Here is a 17,054-nt window from a genome sequence, read left to right as displayed (position 1 = left end):
TATAATTTTAACCCTGAGTCTTGAGGAAAACTTGAGTTTTGATTGAATCTTGAGTCTTGAGGAAATCTTGAGATTTATTTAATAAAATAGTTACATCACGAAAGGAGGGCGAACGGGTGAATAATAAGATTTTGTTAGTTGACGATGAAAAAGGCATTGTCACCATGATGAAGAGCTATTTTGAAATGGCCGGTTATCAGGTCTATACCGCATATAACGGAAAAGAAGCGCTGCAAAAGATATCCTGTCAACCTGATATTATTTTACTTGATATAAATATGCCGGAAATCGATGGTTTTACCCTGTGCCAGCGTATCCGAGAACATATGTCATGTCCTATATTGTTTTTAACAGCCCGAATGGAAACAGTGGATAAAATTAAAGGTTTCGGTGTGGGAGCTGATGACTATATTGTAAAACCTTTTGATCTTGACGAGCTGGGGGCAAGAGTATCTGCACATCTTCGGCGGGAAAACAGAAAACAGGAACAGTCTGTCCTGCGATTTTTTGGGGAAATGTCCATTGATTATTCAAAGCGTGAAATTACGGTCAATCAATCCCCTGTTGTGCTTTCCAAAAAAGAATTTGATATTGTGGAACTGCTTTCTACGAATAACGGGCAAGTGTTTGACCGGGAACGAATTTATGAAATGGTATGGGGTCTGGAAGGTAATGGTAACAATGATACAATTATGGAACATATCCGCAAAATACGAGGGAAGTTTGCAGCTCTTTCTCTCCATAACTATATTGAAACAGTATGGGGGGTGGGCTACAAATGGAACGGATAAGGAATATGAGTTTGAAAAAATCCTTTTTTACCATTACCATACTATTTCTAACAGTTGCCTTTATGCTTAGTATTGCTTCAATAGCTGGCTGCGTTGCATTACGAGACAGCTTTTTCAAATCCGGTCAATTCACTGTGGATTTTGGCAGCCTATCAACTGATATGAAAACCCAATATACCCCATTAAATAATGATTGGCGTATTCAGGCTTTGAATGTATTACAATTAATTCTGCCTATATTCTTCGTTATCCTTTCTCTTTTTCTTGCTGACATATTTTTTTACCGGATAAAACTAAAAAAACCGCTGTCTGTTCTTCAAAGGAGTGCGGAGCGTATCCAAGGGCAGGACCTTGATTTTACAGTGAAAAAATATGCTGATGATGAACTTGGCACCCTTTGTACCGCCTTTGAAACCATGAGAACGGAACTGCTTAAAAACAATCAGGAACTTTGGCGGCAGATGGAGGAACGGAAACGGCTAAACGCTGCCTTTTCCCATGATTTGCGAAACCCGGTTACCGTTTTAAAAGGTTCCGCTAAAATATTGCAAAAAGCCTTGGGACAAGATTCTTTAACTGTTGAAAATGCAAAAAATACTATTTCATTGATCACCCAATATACGGGACGTATTGAAACCTATGTGGAAGCTATGACAAGTGCTCAAAAATTAGAAGAATTAAAATGTTCCCCTCAGTCTGTAGATTGGGGGACATTATGCAATCATTTAGAAAATAGTTTATCCATAATAAGTAAAAATACAGGAAAAAAATTTAATTTCTCCTGCCACGGTGAAGACAGGCAGATATGGATTGATCCATACATTCTCCAAAACACGGCGGAAAACCTGATTGATAACGCACTCCGTTATGCAAAGAAGTTGGTGTGGGTTCACTTTTCTTATGAGCAAGACAGAATTGTATTAGAAATTTCCGATGACGGTCCTGGATTTTCCTCTATTATTCTTCATAAAGGGGCAACCCCTTTCCTACGGGACGATAATGCCACAGAACAGGAACATTTCGGTATGGGGCTTTATATTTGCCGGCTGCTGTGTGAAAAACATGGTGGAAATTTAACATTAGAAAACACACCAACGGGAGCAAAAGCAATTGCTGCTTTTCATATTTTGAAACCTTGAGGGATTTTTGAGATCTCTTAATTACACTCTTCTTATAAATAAAAAGGAGAGTGTTTTTTATGAATATTGAAGGAAAAGAGCTTTCAAAAATCTACGGTAACGGCGAAAGCCGGGTCGTTGCATTGGATAAGGTCAATTTAGAAATCACCGCAAACGACTTTATTTCTATTATAGGACCCTCAGGCAGCGGAAAAAGTACTCTGCTGCATCTGCTGTCCGGACTTGATAAACCAACATCCGGAAGCCTTACCTACAATGGGAAGGACATTTACAGTTTCACTGACCGGGAGCTTTCCGCTTTTCGAAGACAGCGTATTGGTTTTATCTTTCAACAATTCAACCTGCTGCCCGTACTGACTGCAAAGGAGAACATTATTATGCCCCTGCTCCTTGACAAAAAGCAGCCCGATGACACGTATTTAAAACAGCTTACAGATTTACTTGGAATCAGCGATAGACTTTCCCATTTACCCCATGAGTTATCGGGAGGCCAACAGCAGCGGGTTGCTATTGCACGGGCCTTAATTGCACAGCCGGATATTATCTTTGCCGATGAGCCCACAGGAAATCTTGACAGTAAAAGTGGCAGTGAGGTTATAGAAATAATGAAAGACATTTGGCGTAAAATGGGTAAGACACTTGTAATCATCACTCACGACAGTGCCATTGCCAGAATGGCAGACCGTCAATTTGTCATTATAGACGGAGTCCTTAGGGAGGTGAAGCAAGATGAAATCCTATTATAGCCTTGCACCAAAAGAAATATGGACACAGAAAGTAACCTGGGTTCTGGTTTTAATTGCAATTACTCTTTCTACTATGATGACCACTGTGGTTGGGCAGTCTATAGGCATCTTAGATGCTATGCGGGGGCAACAGGCAGCCTATCTGAACGGTAATCGATACGCCACATTACATCAGCTTACAAAGGAGCAGGCAGATGCACTATCAAATGACAGCCGTCTTTCTTATATAGGTAAAGTGATTGCAATGGGAATATCAGATATTCCAAATAGCACCATTTCCCTCCAACTTCGGGAATATGAAGGTGGTGCACTTACTGCTTACCAGGGAATTTCCCAGCTTGAAAAGGGGCGGTTGCCGGAAAATGCCGGAGAAATAGCCTTACCCCAGGATGTTCTGTCTTTACTCCATTTTGAAGGTGATATAGGGGATACTATCTCCCTTAACATACACATTTCCTTATTGCGTGATACCGTTGTTCCATATGAATATTCCCATGATTTTGTATTAACAGGCATTTTGAAGGCAAATTATGTAGGCTATGTTTCAGGTACTGCAACCGGTATTGTAGGAGCAGGTTCAGCTAAAATATTGCTTCCGGAAAAATATCAGATTTATTCTGTAGACCTTCGCACAACTGGTAAAAGAACATTTCAAAGCACCATTGACGATTTAATGCAGATATATTCCATTCCTGAATATTGCATTCAATATAACGACGTTCTCCTTTCTGCAATAAGGATTGATTACCGGGCTAACAAAGAAGCAGGTGCTGATTCTGGTTTCTCCTTCATGCTGGTTGCAGGTCTATTAATTGGTGCCCTTGTACTGTTTGCCGCTGGACTAGTAATCTATAATATCCTAAAAATTGCTGTCACCAAACGGGTAAAGGAGTACGGAACACTTAGGGCAATGGGCGCAGAGCGTGGTAAACTATACACAATTGTTTCTTTACAGCTTGCCATACTTTGCAGCATTGGTATCCCTGTAGGCGCAATTCTTGGCATTTTGTCTGCTAAAGGCATTACTACAGCAGCAACCGGATTATTTTCCCCTGAACTCTTTATGGCAGGCTCAAAAGATGAGGTAACCGCATTGATAGGTGAAAACGCAGGCGGTAAAATACTGCCCCTTATTATTAGTGCGGCTATATCCTTATTCTTTGCCTTTGTTGCTGCCATGCCTGCTGCCCGTTATGCCGCCAAAGTGTCTCCTACAATGGCTATGTCGGGACAAGTTGTAAATATAAAGCGCAGAAACCGCAAAACAGGACGAATCCGCAGTTTTGAAGCATTTTATGCCCGCATGAACATGAAACGTAATAGAGGCAGAACGATCATTACGATTTTATCCCTTGTTATGAGTATAACCGTTTTCGTGGCTTTACAGAGTTTTTCCGGACTCTTGGACACTTCAGCCAGTATTCAGCAAATGCACCTTGGGGATTATTCCATTACAAACATAACCGCAGGTTTTTCGCCCAAAGCCGTGGAAAGTTTGAAATCCACTTCCAGTGTCAGTGCATTATCTACCTTAAAGTACAGTCTGTATATACCGGATAAAACAGGAAATATCCCTGATATTGAAACCTCTTTTTCCCTGCAACCGGGGGAAACCCTTCACATTGCAGGAATAGATGAACAGAGAATATATTCACAAATACCCTCCCTTTCCCAACAGGATTTGCAGTCAATAAAAGATGGCAGGGCTTGTTTCATCAAAAACCCTGTACCAATGTCTTATGGAGATACTCGGATTACAAATACTGCAATCAAAGCCGGAGAAACGATTTTAGTAAATGGAAAACCTCTTAGGGTTGTTGGTGAACTTAGCAATCCAATTACCATGGAGAACGAAGGCTTTACAAACGGCGTTCAAATCATTGTCTATGATACGGTATATGATCAAATCACCGGGAAAAGTAATTATACGGAGATTTATCTTACTATTTCAGAGGTTGCAAATCGTGAAATGGTAGAACAGACAATTCAGTCAATATGCGAACAAACAGGGGGTATCTACCTTTCCTACGAAAACACCGACCAGCAGCTCCGTGAAAGCTACGAGAGGATTCGCCTCCTTGCATGGGGACTTATTCTATTTGTTGGGTTGATTGGCATTCTGAATATCATCAATACAGTCTATACCAACATCCATACCCGTGTGACTGAAATCGGTGTGCAGCGTGCTATTGGTATGAGTGCCGGAAGTCTTTATAAAACCTTCTTATGGGAAGGTGCATATTATGGTATTATTGCCGCTGTGATTGGCAGCATAGGAGGATATATCTCCACCATTTTTGTGAACGCGGCCGCCACAGATACGGTACAGCTCGTATCCATTCCGGTTCTATCCATAACAGAAGCAACCCTATTTTCAATTGTAGCTTGCTTAATGGCAACCTGTATTCCCCTAAAAAAGATTGCAAAAATGAATATTGTAGAATCAATAGAAAGGGTTGAATAAGCAATTTGGTCGACTATTATAATAGTCGACCAAACTCTTTTAAAAACCTATTTTTTCAATTGCCTTTATTGACTTCCACCAAATTTCACTGACTGTAACTTTTGAAATTGTTCCCGTGTCATTTCATAATCTACACTTGATTGCATTTCTCCTACTTGATTTTCCCATGCATCTTTATTTACCCGTAATTTGGTAAACCCAATTTTCTCATATACATGCTGGGCTCTTTTATTCTTTAAATTTGTATCCAGAATAATTTTCTCAATCTTAACCTTTGTATTAATAGCTTCATCGGTAAATAAAAATTCAATCAGCATATTCAGCAATTTTGTTCCTATCCCACAGTTTTGATAAGAAGTATCACATATCTTAATGCCGATTTCTGCGAATCCATCACCAATCCCATAACTCAACTCACCGATCCTTATGCCATTTACTTCGATTATGCATCTTTGGGATAATCTTATTTCATTTTCTTTAATCTGAGCTATGGTTTCCTCAATACTTTGATTCAATCCTTTAGGATAGCCTGCATGTGCCATGATGTTTCCATCATTCCACCAATCCGTTAATACTTTTGCATCTTCTACTCTTGCGCTTCTTATTGTTAAATTTTCTTTATTTATTTGCATATGAACTCTTCTAGAGACCTCCATAAAAAATTAGGAGGGTTATTCTGCGTGAACCCTCCCTGCACGCTTTATTTTTGTAATAATATTCTTCACCATGAAAACCATTCCTTTCATAAAATATTTATCATAACGCATAAGCGGTATAACACTAAGTCATACATGTATTACCTATTTATCAAGTTAGACTGGGCATCACAAAAACAATATCTATTCTAAATATTAAAAGCTTTGACTATCTTTTTTCCACAACAATAAGTGGAACCAGCATTTCTTTTTCCGTCATTCCGGCGTGTACTCCTACAAACTGATTTGCTTCTTCTCTGGAATTAAAAATCGATACGTCGCTGACTGCTACAGCCAGATAATCTCCTAAAAATTCTTCAAAATTAGGATGCTTATTGCCAGTTCCAAATAAATTTTGTTTTAAAACTTCCTGTTTTGATAATAATATAAAATCTTTTTCAAAATGTTGCAAAAAAGCATTACAAAACTCTTTCTCTCTTCCTTCTTTAACATAAAAAGCCAAAGCTCTGGGTTCTATAGAAGGTAGCCATTTTAATGTATCTACAATGTCCGGATAGTCGCCAATATATTCATTTCTTCCATCAATATGCCCATGGTCGGAAATAATGAATATCACTGTATCCTGAAGTTTGTTACAAAGCTTTTCTATCTCTGAATTAATCCGTTTCACCCATGTAATAGCTTCTTCACTTGTAACCCCTTTGGTGTGCATGGAAGAATCCGGCTCATTCCAGTAAGTATAGAGGTAGTGACGCCCATCCTCATTACATAACTTTTCAACACTATCTATTATTTCTTCAAAACTTTCTACATGATAAGTTCCAAATCGTGATATGGACTCTGCTCTAATATCCTTCTGTTCCCTAATTTTATCAATAACAGTTCTATAAGGAATGTATCGGTTGGCAACATGATAATCGGCCACAACTTTACCAACATCATTGGTATTAATAAAAATATTCACATTGTCTTTTACTTCTGAAAAATGCAAACTCCATCCAAGCCACGAATGTTCTGAGGGCGCTAATCCGCTTTCTAAAGTAGTTGTTGCTGCAGTAGTTGTTGGCGGAAATACTGAGTATATTTCATTCAACATATGCTTTCTTAAAAAGCTGTTCTCCGGCAACATCTCTTGAAGATTTCTGCTTCCCATTGCATCAAAAACCATCACAACTACATTTCGATATCTGTTTTCAAGAATTGTATCGGCTATTTTTAACGTGGAATGATCATTTTTAATCCCATAATATTTTTCAATTGAATTTATTAAACTCAATATACTTTTTTCATAATTAAGATACTGAAACATTTTCCATCTCCTGTTTTTATAAGGAATTTTAATCACAATTGTAAACTATTGTGATTAAATGTATTGAAACAATACTACCATAAATACATTGTTTTCACCATACAATTTCATATTTGATTTATGATATTATGTTCAATTCCAATATTAAACTTAATATAGTTAAGTCGTTGATTTCTTCTGTTGAATATAAAGAATACAATGGAGCTAAGGCAGACTTTTTTTAAGATTTCTTATTGAACGAAGTGTTTAATGATAAAATCAAGTTGCGGTGCATAGAACATTGATTTTTATCCATACCTTCCTTGGATTAGGGTTAGATATTAAAAGCAGACATCCTTGTGGTTTTGCTAAGGATATCTGCTAAAATGCAATATAGAGAGACTTTCTGGTGAATTCAATTTTCCGTATTCACAAGATTCTTATAATTATCTTAGAGATTAATATTTCTTATGATATATTATAACTAATGCAAAGTATACAATTGGCATAAGGCATAAAGTGATTATTAGAAACGGCGTGACTGGTATATCCACGATCTGATTCAACAAAACGGCTAGGAACACATAGAAATAGCATATCCAAAATGCCATATATCCCGCTTTTGTATTAATAAATATATTTCTTTCTTCATTTTCCAGTTCAATATTCTTTCTCAGCTCAGGCTTCTTATTGGAATATTTGTACAAAATCAACATTCCAATTCCGGTAGGAAGAAATCCCACAGTTAACCCTCTCATTAATTCAAGATGATAATCAAAAACAAAACCTGTTATTCCTGCCAATATTCCTATAAATATAAAAATCAATGAAAAAATCAAACCCTTTTTAATATACTTATCAATATTCATAATTATCCTCCTCAAAAATAAATACTTCTTCAATGGACATATTAAATACCTTTGCAATATTATATGCCAAAAATATTGATGGATTGTACTTTCCGTTTTCAAGTGAAATGATCGTTTGCCTTGAAACATTAACTTTTTCCGCAAGATATTGTTGGGTAAAACCTAGTTCTTCTCTGAATTCTCTAATCCTATTTTTCAAAAACAAGTGCTCCTTTCTCCTGGAATGATGTAAAGCTAGCTTTACATTAAAATATAACATAACTCAGCCTCAATGTCAAGTGTACTTTACATTAAAAATTCCAATACAAGTATTATACGTCGCTCTAATTTGATTAAAATGGACGACTATGCAAGAGACTTATTTGGCATGCCCAAAAATATGAATTATAGACGCAAACATTAAAATAGCTCTTAGTGCAGCAATGAAGTGGGTTTCAGTTTGAGAAAATTCTAATAATTAAAAAAATTGCTTATTTTAGAAATATAGAGCCTTTCCTAAAATAAGCAATCCCATAGTTTTTATTATAATAACTAAAAATTCTCCTTCAAATATCTTTTATCTATTATAAGAATTTTATTCTTTTTCAATTTCTTATTAAGTAATCAAATGCACTAAGAGCCGCAGAAGCTCCTGAACCCATAGATATAATAATTTGTTTATATGGACTATTGGTACAATCTCCTGCTGCAAAAACCCCCGGTATATTGGTAGCATTATGCTCATCTATTAGAATTTCACCAAAACGGTTACGCTCTACGCTATCCCCTAACCAATCTGTATTAGGTACCAATCCAATTTGAACAAAGACACCCTGTAATTCAATGTGATGTTCTTCCTTCGTATCACGGTGAATATAAGTAATACCATTTACTTTATCAGTTCCGGTGATTTCCTTTGTTTGTACATTTTTATATACAGTTACATTGGGCAGAGAATATAAACGTTCCTGAAGTACTTTATCCGCTTTTAATTCCGGTAAAAATTCAAGAACAGTTACATGGTTTACTATACCTGCTAAATCAATTGCTGCTTCAATTCCTGAGTTTCCTCCGCCAATTACTGCTACATCCTTTCCTTTAAACAGGGGGCCGTCACAATGAGGGCAATAAGCCACTCCTTTATTCTTAAACTCTATTTCTCCCGGTACCCCAATATTACGCCAGCGGGCACCTGTAGCCAGAATAAGGGTCTTACTTTTTAGAACAGCTCCGTTTTCCAATTCAACTTCTATATATTCCTTCTTGCTTAATCCTTTTGCACGCTGTAAAGTCATAACATCCACATCATAATCTCTTACATGGGCTTCTAAATTATCAGAAAGTTTCGTTCCTTCAATATATTTGACACCGATTAGATTCTCAATACCTAACGTATCTCTAACCTGTCCTCCGAATCTTTCCGCCAGGATACCGGTACGAATACCTTTTCTTGCTGCATAAACAGCAGCACTGCTGCCGGCAGGACCGCCTCCTATTACTAATACGTCATATGGTGCTTTGTCATAGAATTCAGATACATCTAAGGTACTTCCAAGTTTAGCAAGTATTTCTTCTACAGTCATCCTTCCGTTGCCAAAAGGTTCTCCGTTTAAGTAAACAGAAGGCACTGCCATAATATTTTTACTCTCTACTTCTTCTTTGAACACCCCTCCATCAATCATTGTGTGAGTAATATCCGGGTTAAGAACACTCATTACATTAAGGGCCTGCACTACTTCAGGGCAATTATGACAGGTTAAACTTATATAGGTTTCAAAGTTATATTTACCCTTAATCCCTTTAATCTGTTCAATGATTTTATCATCCACTTTGGGTGCCCTGCCGCTTACCTGCAGCAGCGCCAATACCAGAGATGTAAACTCATGGCCTAACGGGATACCTGCAAAGACTATTCCGGTTTCTTCACCTATACGATTGATGCTAAAACCCGGTGTTCTGGGTAAATCAGACTGTTCTATCTTAATTTTGGAGGACATGGCTGCCAGTTCATTAACCAGAGCCGCCATGTCATTTGAGGTTTCGCCTGATGAAACACTTAGCTTTATCACAACCTCATTCTCCATAAGTTTAAGATACTCAGCCAATTGTTGTTTTATATCAGCATCCAGTATCATAATTCACTCCTTATATCTTACCAACAAGATCCAAACTTGGTTTTAAAGTAGCAGAACCTTCCTTCCATTTTGCAGGGCACACTTCATTGGGATTATTTCTTACATATTGAGCCGCTTTTATCTTATTAATAAGAATACTTGCATCACGTCCAATATTTCCGGCGTTGATTTCTACTGATTGAATAACACCATCCGGATCAATAATGAAAGTACCGCGGTCAGCAAGTCCATCTGCTTCTATTAATACATCAAAATTACGGGATAATGTATGAGAGGGATCACCAATCATAATATAAGTTATCTTACCTATGGCTTCTGATGTATCATGCCATGCCTTATGTGTGAAATGAGTGTCTGTAGATACAGAATAAACTTCTGCACCTAATTGCTTGAGTTCTTCATAGTTATCTTGTAAGTCTTCTAGTTCTGTGGGGCACACAAAAGTGAAATCTGCAGGATAGAAGCAAAGGATGCTCCACTTTCCTTTAAAATTCTCTTCTGTAACATCAATGAACTTTCCGTTGTGATAAGCCTGTGCTTTAAATGGTTGTACTTCTTTTCCGACTAATGACATAATCTTACCTCCTGAGATATTATTTATTATTTAATTAATGAAAAACAATAGTTGTTAAATAATGATAATGGTTATCATTATTGTTTATTAAAGTTTACCTCATAGGTATCCATTCTGTCAAGTACAACTTCTAAAAAATTATTATTATTTTATAGAAACCAATCTTTTTAACATTGTGGTCTATTTCAAGTCATTAATTCTAATACCCTTGAAATAGTATTTCACCAGAAGATAGCGGTTCATAATATATTTATATTGATCAGTGGGAACTAATTTGGTTTTCAAAGGTGTAAAAAAAGAGGCTGTTACAAAAGTAAGTATTTACTTTAAATGTAACGGCCTCTAAGTTCTTTCAAATCTATTTTGTTTTTACTACCAATAATTTTACCTCAAAGTACTCCTTAGTTAATTTATTATTAACAAATCAGTACTTACTTAATTGCCATTATATAAATTTGACAAGGATTCCATTCATCCCATAATGTAGGGAAACATTCAAATTCTTTAAAACCTAACTTTTTATAAAATTGAATTGTTTTGTCATATTCGTCATAATGACCTTCCTGAACTGTTTTTACCTGTATAAATGAATAGTCATGTTCTTTTGCATAAGAATAAAATGCTTCAAATAATTTCTTCCCAATGCCATTATTATGTATTGCCTTTAATACCCCCATAACATAAATCTCAGCTGTGTATGAACTAGTTTCCTTTAAAGAAATAAACCCCTTCGCTGTATCGTTTTCAATCTCTGCCCAAAATGGCATTTCCTTACTGCATCTTACATATTCAGCAGTACTATCCGGTAAGCCAAACCAATCCGGCAGATCAGCCAATATAGTACTTGAAATCAATTCCTTTTGTTTCTTGTCTTCAATATAAACAACCATTAAATTTCCTCCTTAGAATTACAGAGGTTATTTTAAAGTGTTTCCCCCATTCACTATTCTTATTTTACTCATTTTACTTCTCCTTTCCCCATTATTTATTATTAAGGTTAACAAAGTCTATAAAACCAAACCCAAAATCAACAATAATTTTTAATTATATATGCTGTTAACAGAAAAAACCTGATAACTTGTTCCTAAGTTTAGTTCATAGCTTTCAAAGCAGATGCGAGCCTTCCCAGGTGTCAGATAAAACTTAAAATCTTTAGCATCATAAGACTTAATTATAGTAGAAACATCCTTCCACACCACGTCATAGCTGTCTTTATAATTCTTTTTTAAATATGCCTTGGCACTTGATAATACCTTATCGGTTACTTCTTTGTGCTTCTTACCGATTACATCAACCGCGGTCAGAGTTTTACCGGTCTTTAAATCAAAGGTGTATCCGTAATCCTTCTGATTATAGACGCCGCCTGCATACCACCTTTCTTTCATATGTACACTTATAATATTGTTCTCATTATAGGTTATCTTACAATTAGTTTTCCAATAATATTGTTCTTTCTCGTTAAAAAAACCCTGATTATCAATAGCAATTGATGTATACTCCTTAAGCCTTTCTGCTTTTTCATCTTTCATATATGCTTTCATAGCATTTTCTAAAACTTTGTTGATTCTTTTGATTTCAGCTGAATTTCCTTCTAATTGGGGATATTGAAAATAAACTATTCCTCTAACAGTATCTCCATCCTTATATGTTACTTTTTCATTTCGTATTTCATACTTTGCCTCAGAAGCTGCTTCAATATGATTTTTTTGTAAGGCTAATAGAGACAAAATCACAAAAAAAGCTACTCCATAAATAATTCTTCTTTTCTTCATAGTAAAAACCTCTATTCTTTGATTTTTGAGTTAAACCTTCAATTTATTAAAATTTTAATCACAGTATTATCAATTCTATTTATCATACTTCTATAAATTATAGTTCGCTAAACTCCTAATAGAATCTAGATGATATAACACTATTTCTATAGTTTATAACATTTACCTTAGTATAGATTGACTTTTTAATTAATTTTATCTTACATTTCTTTCATCATTAGTTGTATCCTATCGAAGTTTTGTTTATTCATCCCAAAATATATCATTTAAAGTCTTGTGAAGAGCTTTACATATTGAAATACATAAATTAATACTTGGATTGTAATTTCCTGCTTCAATTAAACCAATTGTCTGTCGTGACACACCTACTATTTCGGCTAATTGCTCCTGAGATAAATCATTTTCTATCCTGGCTATTTTCATTCGCTTGTTTTTCATGTATTATACCAGCCTCCCGTTCTGCCTCTTTAACTTGTCTATCAGCATTTTTCTCACCTTGGTTTACAAATAAGTTGAAAATAAAGTAAAATGGAAGTCCCCAACCTAGAGCCAATCCAATTATCCATATGAAACCACTAGCATGGAATGTTCCAGCGCTGTAGAGTTTTGATCCCCCCATGAGTATTCCATAAAAGATTGCACCTATAGAAGTTCTTATTGCCAAATCATTTTTTCCTGAAGCCTTTCGTTTGGTTCCGCCCCAAATTAACAAACCATGTTTAATTGAGTAAAATGTAATACATAATGCTGGAATTCCCCAAATTAACGCATAAAACAGAATATCTATTGTTTGTAAATACCCAGGGAATAGTAAAACAAATTCACCTAAAATAATAATCCAAAAGCATATCATTCCGCATTTTGATAATATTTTTGTCTTTATTTCTTTCAATTCATCATCGTATTTTGTAAACAATTTAATGCTATATTTACTTAAAGAAATTATCATATATATACAAGATATTGTAAAGCATAATATTTCAATTATGTATCGTTCCGGAGAAATTCCTTTCACTAATTTTATTGCAAATAAAACCATTAGTGTAATTAACATATAAATATACATATAGGCACTAAGTTTATTACTTGCTTTCTCAATTCTTTCATCCCTGATTTTTTTGCTCTTTTTCATTTTCTGTACCCTCACTTTCCATTTATGGCAATTATAATATCACATATTTTAGCAGAATGCAATATATATATTACATTTTGCTAATTTGCTTAATGATTGAGGTTTGAGGTTGAAGTTGAGTGTTTGAGGTTGTATTGGTGATAATTTAACTTTAGCGTAAAAAATCGCAAAGTCCCTGATTTGGAACTTTGCGGCCCATTTTTAATTAAGTACGAGACAGAATTCAAATTCTATCTCCTTTTTTACTCAAACTCCAAAACAATATTCCCATAAATATCGCTGTATCAATAAACAGAATAATAGTAACATGCTCTAATATCCCAGCAATGAATAGAATAGTGAATATCTCAACAGAAAGAGCAACAAAACACATAAAATTTGTTATATAGTTCGTAATGCTTTCACTATCAAATACATTAATTTGCAGCCATCTCCTAATAAAAGGTTTTAATATGAATCGGATAATAATACAGGACAAAGGATATGCAAATATAAATTTCTTTGCTACTGACGACATAACTTTTCCTTCGCTCCATTGAATGGGTATTTGTTCTGGCAGGATAGAATATATGAAAGCAGCAACAATTAAACATAGTGCGGTAATCAATCCCCATGTAATAAAACCACCCCACATACATATGAAACTTATGGAATCCAGCTTAAATACTTTATGATATTTATTCCAATAATCATCAATATTATCAGCATATTGTTCCACTTTCAAATTATTAATATTATTATCAGATTGTAACATTTTAGAACATATAGCTTTTGCTAATTGCAGCTCTTCTATCTGAATATCAAGTATTTTAATTTGATTAGAAATAATTTCATACAATCCAATTTCCTGAACCAATATTTTTCTTATTTCTTCTATAGAAATATTCAATGTTCTTAAAAAGGCAATTTTCTTAATTTTCTCAACATCCTGCTCTGAGTATTCTCGATATCCATTGTTCACATTCCTATCTGGGGCTATCAGTTTTTCTTTTTCATAAAATCGTATGTTTGAACGACTTAGACCTGTCTTTTCTTCAACTTCTTTTATTATCATAGCAAAGCTCCTTACTTGTTCTTATATAGGCATTTTAAAGTATAAACAAAGTTTACAGTCAAGTATTTTCAAGTATTTTTCTATAAATTCTATTGGTATGACAGCCCTGATAAGAACAAATAAAATCCAATCTTCTTTTCTATAACTCCTTTAATAAAGTTACTGCCCTTTCAATCTCTGTTTTATCTGTTCGCCAAATGCTATATTCATCAAAGCCATCTAAACCCATAAAGATGTTCTCCTTCCGATAAACCATAGCACTATTGACAGCTTTCTTTCCTGACATATGATATGAGGTTGCGCCAGTATGCTGATATATTTCCTTAATTACACTGGCATTGACTCCACTGCCTACCAGAATATCGATTCTATGATTACTTTCTTGGTACAATTTCTTTAAGCAGTCTTTACCAGTTACACAGTCATTGGCCTGACCTGAGGTAAGGATTCCATTGATACCTAACTCTATTGCCTGTTCTAATGTCTTTTTGGGGTCTTTACACATATCGAACGCCCGATGTAAGGTAACTGACATATTCCCTGCTTCTTTTCTTAAAGCCGCCATCTGCTGCATATTTAGCTCTCCCTCAGGTGTTAATATTCCAATTGCAATGCCTTCTGCGCCAAATTTCTTATATTGTTTTACTTCTTCTTTCATTACCTCAAATTCATCCTCTGTGTAACAAAAGTCTCCAAACCTTGGACGTATTAATACATGAATTTTATTATCACAACGCTTGCGGACTTGTTGAAACATAGCCAAAGTAGGGGTTGTCCCTCCAATAACCAGATTGGCACAGAACTCCAGGCGGTTTGCACCTGCATCCGTTGCTATTACCGCAGACTCAACACTATCAACACATGCTTCTAAGATATAATTCTCCATAATCTTTATTGCCTCCTATTTGCAGCTTGTTTATTTCTAATAATCAATGTACACTTTTTACACTTCTGTTATCTATTAAAAATACATCACCTGTGTACAAAGTATTTTCATGGGTGCATATGATAGCACCGTTATCACATATTCCGTACAAAGGATATTTTTCGGAAAGTTCCAGCAGCTCTTCGGAAATATGTCTTTATTATTCTTTTAAAATCATTGGGAAATCCATTTGGAAATCCACTTGTCAGTATCTTAACCATCAAACATCCTCCTTCCATTTCGAAGCAATAATCTATTTGTTTCTAAGCCTAATGTTTCTTTATGATTCAATATGCCTTTTTCCAAATTTCAAATTATTTATGTCTGTTAACCTCTTTTACTAAATTTTATCTGTTATTTTGAAATATACATTGCTTTTATCATTTTTTCGAAACCACAAATTCTTTTCTATTTGGTAATTTAACATTATAAGCTACGAATAGGAAAAAACATGTATTCTTTCCCGGATTCAGGACAATTAAAATCATGCACCGCACCTGCAAGAGAAATATTGTTTTCTTTTAAATACTGAATAACACTTGAAAAAGTGTTACTATCTTTATTCTCAACATAGATATATTCATATCCGGGTACCACCCATTTCACCCATCCCCTTGGTGCTTTTGCTTCATTATAGCACTCAACGCCGGCAAGATATAATCCTTGCCGACCATTTACCCATGGTTTGAATGAATGAGAAAAATCGGACATTGCCCCCCAAACTCCAAGAAGATTTCCTTTGTCATCTCTTTTTGCCAAATGTGCCACTTCATTAAAATGTGAATTAGCATCTTCCCAAAGTTTTTGAATAAATCCTGTACCATCGTTTGTAGAACCTTCCTTTCCAATGACAACGAATGATTCCTTTGTACATTTTTCAATTTTCATCAAAACTCCTCCTCAAGTGTAAATCTAATTTTAAATTTCTGTTTATAAATTCCTAATACGATAATATCATATCAAATAAAATTAATAAACTATATTCACCACCAATCTGTGTACATTTCGATATGTATCTTCATATGTTTTCATTTTCTACAATAACGTGGGAAGGACCAGGATTCGTGAAATTGACAGCTTCTTATTAAGAGTGCACAAGTGCAGGAATTGAAATCGGCTCATGACATTCGCAGGATAAAGCTGAACAGAAAGGGTATACCAATCGAAGATATTCGTATCTGTTGGTATCTCCAGCACAATATCTCAGCACACGCACCTACATACTAAAAGCCAAGTGAAAGAGAAAATACAATGCACATATCCAGGTAATAAATCATGACCACCAGTGAGAACTGGTGGTTTGTTCTGTCCCTGTAAGGGACTATTACCGGCATAGGCCTCAAAGGCCCTTCGAAAATAAAAGCCCTAACCGCACCTTTTTCTCTGGTTTAGCCCTAACAAGGGCTTTTATTATTTACCTTTTATTACTGGCTCACCCGTAAACGGGTTTATATATTCTTTGAGACTCAGTTGGTCATATGCTTGATCATCCATTAATTGATTTCTGATATATTCTTGAATCTTTTTGGC

General features: G+C 35.3%; 18 protein-coding genes and 1 pseudogene. 4 read left to right on the top strand and 15 right to left on the bottom strand.

Going from position 1 to position 17,054, the window contains the following annotated elements; genetic code table 11:
* Nucleotides 1–116: 116 nt before the first annotated feature.
* Genes BM183_RS09855 through BM183_RS09840 form a run of 4 tightly spaced genes read left to right on the top strand, consistent with a single transcriptional unit; the run spans nt 117 to nt 5,140 of the window.
* Nucleotides 117–791, top strand: coding sequence for a response regulator transcription factor (locus tag BM183_RS09855; protein ID WP_091686568.1), 675 nt, complete (start codon nt 117–119; stop codon nt 789–791).
* The gene (locus BM183_RS09850; protein WP_170847952.1) at nt 779–1,930 is read left to right on the top strand and encodes a HAMP domain-containing sensor histidine kinase; all 1,152 of its coding nucleotides are present in this window, start codon (nt 779–781) and stop codon (nt 1,928–1,930) included. Before BM183_RS09855 ends, BM183_RS09850 begins: the two co-directional genes overlap by 13 nt.
* Before the next feature lie 59 nt (nt 1,931–1,989).
* Nucleotides 1,990–2,676 (top strand): ABC transporter ATP-binding protein, encoded by a 687-nt coding sequence (locus BM183_RS09845; RefSeq protein WP_091686565.1) that lies wholly within the window; start codon nt 1,990–1,992, stop codon nt 2,674–2,676.
* Nucleotides 2,660–5,140 carry an ABC transporter permease gene (locus BM183_RS09840; RefSeq protein ID WP_091686563.1) on the top strand — a complete coding sequence of 827 codons (2,481 nt, stop codon included), beginning with the start codon at nt 2,660–2,662 and terminating at the stop codon, nt 5,138–5,140. The genes BM183_RS09845 and BM183_RS09840 overlap by 17 nt, the downstream gene beginning before the upstream one ends.
* Nucleotides 5,141–5,205: 65 nt before the next feature.
* Here BM183_RS09840 and BM183_RS09835 read toward each other — a convergent pair whose 3' ends face one another.
* From BM183_RS09835 to BM183_RS21010, 15 genes and pseudogenes are all read right to left on the bottom strand, one after another.
* Nucleotides 5,206–5,772, bottom strand: coding sequence for a GNAT family N-acetyltransferase (locus BM183_RS09835; protein WP_091686561.1), 567 nt, complete (start codon nt 5,770–5,772; stop codon nt 5,206–5,208).
* A gap of 232 nt (nt 5,773–6,004) precedes the next feature.
* Nucleotides 6,005–7,105 carry an alkaline phosphatase family protein gene (locus tag BM183_RS09830; RefSeq protein WP_091686559.1) on the bottom strand — a complete coding sequence of 367 codons (1,101 nt, stop codon included), beginning with the start codon at nt 7,103–7,105 and terminating at the stop codon, nt 6,005–6,007.
* Nucleotides 7,106–7,542: 437 nt separating this feature from the next.
* Nucleotides 7,543–7,953, bottom strand: a complete 411-nt coding sequence (locus BM183_RS09825; protein ID WP_091686557.1) for a DUF2178 domain-containing protein — start codon at nt 7,951–7,953, stop codon at nt 7,543–7,545.
* On the bottom strand, nt 7,943–8,152 hold the full coding sequence (locus tag BM183_RS09820) for a helix-turn-helix transcriptional regulator (RefSeq protein WP_091686556.1): 210 nt from the start codon (nt 8,150–8,152) through the stop codon (nt 7,943–7,945). The genes BM183_RS09825 and BM183_RS09820 overlap by 11 nt, the downstream gene beginning before the upstream one ends.
* A 385-nt stretch (nt 8,153–8,537) precedes the next feature.
* Complete coding sequence (ahpF, locus tag BM183_RS09815) at nt 8,538–10,067, bottom strand: alkyl hydroperoxide reductase subunit F (protein ID WP_091686554.1); 1,530 nt, start codon at nt 10,065–10,067, stop codon at nt 8,538–8,540.
* Between the two features lie 10 nt (nt 10,068–10,077).
* A complete protein-coding gene (gene ahpC / locus BM183_RS09810; protein ID WP_091686552.1) occupies nt 10,078–10,641 on the bottom strand; it encodes an alkyl hydroperoxide reductase subunit C in 564 nt (187 codons plus the stop codon).
* 431 nt (nt 10,642–11,072) lie between these two features.
* Nucleotides 11,073–11,531 (bottom strand): GNAT family N-acetyltransferase, encoded by a 459-nt coding sequence (locus BM183_RS09805; protein WP_091686551.1) that lies wholly within the window; start codon nt 11,529–11,531, stop codon nt 11,073–11,075.
* A 150-nt stretch (nt 11,532–11,681) separates the two neighbouring features.
* A complete protein-coding gene (locus BM183_RS09800; RefSeq protein ID WP_091686549.1) occupies nt 11,682–12,413 on the bottom strand; it encodes a PdaC/SigV domain-containing protein in 732 nt (243 codons plus the stop codon).
* Nucleotides 12,414–12,656: 243 nt separating this feature from the next.
* Nucleotides 12,657–12,851, bottom strand: coding sequence for a helix-turn-helix transcriptional regulator (locus BM183_RS09795; RefSeq protein WP_091686548.1), 195 nt, complete (start codon nt 12,849–12,851; stop codon nt 12,657–12,659).
* On the bottom strand, nt 12,811–13,545 hold the full coding sequence (locus tag BM183_RS09790) for a DUF6773 family protein (protein ID WP_091686546.1): 735 nt from the start codon (nt 13,543–13,545) through the stop codon (nt 12,811–12,813). Before BM183_RS09790 ends, BM183_RS09795 begins: the two co-directional genes overlap by 41 nt.
* Before the next feature lie 223 nt (nt 13,546–13,768).
* Nucleotides 13,769–14,599, bottom strand: coding sequence for a MerR family transcriptional regulator (locus tag BM183_RS09785; RefSeq protein WP_091686545.1), 831 nt, complete (start codon nt 14,597–14,599; stop codon nt 13,769–13,771).
* Nucleotides 14,600–14,738: 139 nt separating this feature from the next.
* Nucleotides 14,739–15,485: a copper homeostasis protein CutC gene (locus tag BM183_RS09780; RefSeq protein WP_091686543.1), complete on the bottom strand. Its 747-nt coding sequence runs from the start codon at nt 15,483–15,485 to the stop codon at nt 14,739–14,741.
* A 134-nt stretch (nt 15,486–15,619) separates the two neighbouring features.
* Nucleotides 15,620–15,745 carry a hypothetical protein gene (locus BM183_RS21260; RefSeq protein ID WP_276326329.1) on the bottom strand — a complete coding sequence of 42 codons (126 nt, stop codon included), beginning with the start codon at nt 15,743–15,745 and terminating at the stop codon, nt 15,620–15,622.
* Between the two features lie 205 nt (nt 15,746–15,950).
* Nucleotides 15,951–16,412 (bottom strand): GyrI-like domain-containing protein, encoded by a 462-nt coding sequence (locus BM183_RS09775; protein ID WP_091686541.1) that lies wholly within the window; start codon nt 16,410–16,412, stop codon nt 15,951–15,953.
* 522 nt (nt 16,413–16,934) lie between these two features.
* A pseudogene (locus BM183_RS21010) lies at nt 16,935–17,054 on the bottom strand (IS200/IS605 family transposase); the annotation flags it as partial.

Source organism: Anaerocolumna aminovalerica (assembly GCF_900115365.1).
In the GTDB taxonomy this organism is placed as follows: domain Bacteria; phylum Bacillota; class Clostridia; order Lachnospirales; family Lachnospiraceae; genus Anaerocolumna; species Anaerocolumna aminovalerica.
Note: the sequence above shows the minus strand (reverse complement) of the source record. Positions and strands in the feature narration are given on the sequence as shown.